The organism is uncultured Corynebacterium sp., from assembly GCF_947253065.1.
Taxonomy (GTDB): domain Bacteria; phylum Actinomycetota; class Actinomycetes; order Mycobacteriales; family Mycobacteriaceae; genus Corynebacterium.
Window position 1 is genome coordinate 1 of sequence record NZ_CAMXWS010000082.1, and the last position, 2,818, is coordinate 2,818.

Below are 2,818 nucleotides of genomic sequence, written 5' to 3' on the forward strand. Positions count from 1 at the left end.
ACCCCCGATTAGGCATACACAGCGAAAGGCGACCATGACGTATCCGAATTCACCTCAGCCGAACCACGGTGCACCCCAGCCGTCTTCGTACAACTGGGATGCGCAGGTTCCAGCGCAAGCGCAGCCGCAGCAACAACCACAACAGCCGTTTTACCCGCCTGCAGGACAACCACAGCAACAGAAGTTGGCGCTTCCTGCATGGCCGACGTGGGTGTATACCGGCCTGTTCATTCTGACGCTGATCAGTAGCTTCCTGCCCTACATCGCAGCAAAGATCACTGGTTCAAGTTTTGCTCAGTCCCTGACTGAGGACGTGCCGTTCCTTGATGAATTTTTCGGTGAGAGCTCCGAGACACTCGACAGTTTTGGTTCAATGACGTCCACGATCAACTGGTGGGGCGCTCTCAAGCTGCGGGGCGACGGCTTTGGTTCGTTCGCGGAGACCTTCGAGGAGGAAGTCACCGCCGAGCTCGGTAGTGAATACGAGACCATGAAGTTGGTGCTCATGCTCATCACTTTGAGCGTGCTCGGATTCTTGGTTGGCGCTGTGGTGATGGGTGTTCTTCGTAAGGTCAGGATCGCCGCTGTTTTGGGCCTTGTTGCTGGCCTAATCCAGTTCGTGGCGGTCCTCCTTGGCGCAGCATCTCGCTTCTCTGTCGTTGCTGACCCTGAATTCGCCAACATGGCCGAAACGTCCTTCGGCGCTGGTTTCTGGCTCTGGGCCATCCTCTGCTTGGTTGCTGTGGCCTTCAGCATTTACGTTTTAGTTGCGTTTAAGAAGCCGAAAAATGCTTTCGTGCCTCAGCCAGCTCAACCGCAGCAGCCGGGGTGGCCGAACACCTACTAGTAGGTGCTAGAGCAACCGGGCGTTGATATCCACCGCATAACCCGCCACTGTGGCTTTTGAACCGAACTGCCACATGGCGGGTTTTTGCTTGCCGACGAATCCCGGCCATGCCTCCAACCCCGGAAAAATATCACCGGGAATTCCCGCCTGATCGTGGCCGTAGCTGGCCACCCACACGGCACCGAATTCACGAGTATCCGCCCCGAACAGCCGCCACCGCCAATAGCGGGGGTAAGTGTATACGCCCGCCACGTCGATGCCAGCTGATTGGAAGAGATCGCGTGCTTCACGGATGTGATCAAGGTGTAAACCCGCCGGTGTTTCACAGTCCAACCAGATCGGGCGCGCCCACGGACTTCCGGCACCACCCATCACATCCACGGCCGCCGCGGCTTGCTCGGCGATGGATGTCCCCTCCTTTGGGTTGCGGAGGTAGTGGTAGGCCTCGGCGGGGAGGGTGGCGGCCACGGCGTCGTCGATATGCGAGCGATACGTGCGGTCACGATAGGTGCCGTCCGTCGTGCGCACGATGGCAAATTCCATGCCCTCAGCGGCAGCGCGCACGAGACTGATACCGTCTTGATGCTCGCTGACGTCGATGCCGAAGCAGACGGTCATGAGCGCTTGGCAAAGCCCATGCGCGGCGTGAAATTAGCAGGGTGTTTACGTTGTGCAATCGCATCAGCGATGACTAAGCGCCACTTCGGATCAGTCACCGGCATGTGGGCGATGGAAAACCAGCCGACGTCGCTCGATTCATCATCGGCCACGAAGGGCACTGCGGACGGGTCGGTGGCCTCCAGACGAATAGCCACAGACATGTATGAGGCATTATCGCCGTTGACGTGAACGATCGGCCCAATTGCGCCCACCCCCAGCAAGGCAGCCGGTGTCACGTCCAGGCCGGTTTCTTCGCGCACCTCGCGCACCGCGGCATCGTGGGGTTCCTCCCCCGGGTCGCAGATCCCCGTGACAGGTGTCCACGCGCCGTTATCCGCACGCTGAACCAGCAGTACCTCGGGCACAGCCCACGGGGAATCATCGGTTGAATCTCGCAACACAACGGCGGATACCGCCGGGATCCACATCAGATCCGTCCCAATCTTCTTCCGGGTTTCCACGATGAACTCAGGGATAGGCATGGGCCGAGTCTACGTGGCCACGCGCGCCTGGACGAAAGCAGTACACGCAACGGGGAGGAAACCTACCTTCATTCACGTGTTCCAGATAATCTTGCTTTACCGTTTCCAGCAGCGGAGAAGAAACTATGCCTCATCCCAACAAGCACGATCGGCCCCAGCCGGACGTCCTCAACACCAAAGCACCTATACGGGCCGCCTTCATGCTCCTGTGTTTTCTTCTGAGCCTTCTCACCAGCTTTCTAGAATGCATCTTCGTCTACGTGGTCTACGTGGACGTCAAAACCACAACAATTGGGTGGAACTGGTGGGGTGTAACTACGCAGGATGGTGCTTTTCACCGTGCCCTTGAACAAGGTGAGTTAGCGCAGTACATCGCTGGTAACGGACTCATGCTCTTGGGCACAGCTGCGCTGCTCATCTGTTATCTCGTTGCCGCAGTCTCGTTCTTTCACGCGGACCACAAACAAGGCACCAGGTTCAGCATTGCTGGAGCGGGCATCCAAACGCTGCTTGTGCTGAGTATCTTCTATCAATCGATGTTTAGTTACGACACCGCGACCTCAGTCGGTTGGGATATTTGGGTCATCATCGCGGGCGTTGCGCTGGCCTTCAGCGTGAACAATCTGATTCGGTACCGCAAAACCCGTGCGGCGCCGGCAGGTGCGGTGTAGTTACCAGGTTTGTTCCTCGAATTGGGCATCAGGGACAACGCGATTAATCACACCCATGACCTGCTCATAATTGGCATAGGACATGAGTCTCGTGTTGGAATCAGGCAAGTCGCATGATTCTTCAGCCCGCTCCGCGTCCGTACCGGAGACAACACCGA

At 57.8% G+C, this 2,818-nt stretch carries 4 protein-coding genes; 2 read left to right on the forward strand and 2 right to left on the reverse strand.

The features are described from left to right. Nucleotides 1-34: 34 nt before the first annotated feature. Nucleotides 35-847 (forward strand): hypothetical protein, encoded by an 813-nt coding sequence (locus Q0X21_RS10310; RefSeq protein ID WP_297851770.1) that lies wholly within the window; start codon nucleotides 35-37, stop codon nucleotides 845-847. Between the two features lie 6 nt (nucleotides 848-853). On the opposite strand, the gene Q0X21_RS10315 is transcribed toward Q0X21_RS10310, so the two are convergent. Beyond that, the gene (locus Q0X21_RS10315; protein ID WP_150386309.1) at nucleotides 854-1,465 is read right to left on the reverse strand and encodes a GH25 family lysozyme; all 612 of its coding nucleotides are present in this window, start codon (nucleotides 1,463-1,465) and stop codon (nucleotides 854-856) included. Then, complete coding sequence (locus tag Q0X21_RS10320; RefSeq protein WP_297851772.1) at nucleotides 1,462-1,989, reverse strand: NUDIX domain-containing protein; 528 nt, start codon at nucleotides 1,987-1,989, stop codon at nucleotides 1,462-1,464. Before Q0X21_RS10320 ends, Q0X21_RS10315 begins: the two co-directional genes overlap by 4 nt. 125 nt (nucleotides 1,990-2,114) lie before the next feature. Between Q0X21_RS10320 and Q0X21_RS10325 the strand changes: the two genes are divergently transcribed. After that, nucleotides 2,115-2,660, forward strand: coding sequence for a hypothetical protein (locus Q0X21_RS10325; RefSeq protein WP_297851773.1), 546 nt, complete (start codon nucleotides 2,115-2,117; stop codon nucleotides 2,658-2,660). Nucleotides 2,661-2,818 lie beyond the last annotated feature (158 nt).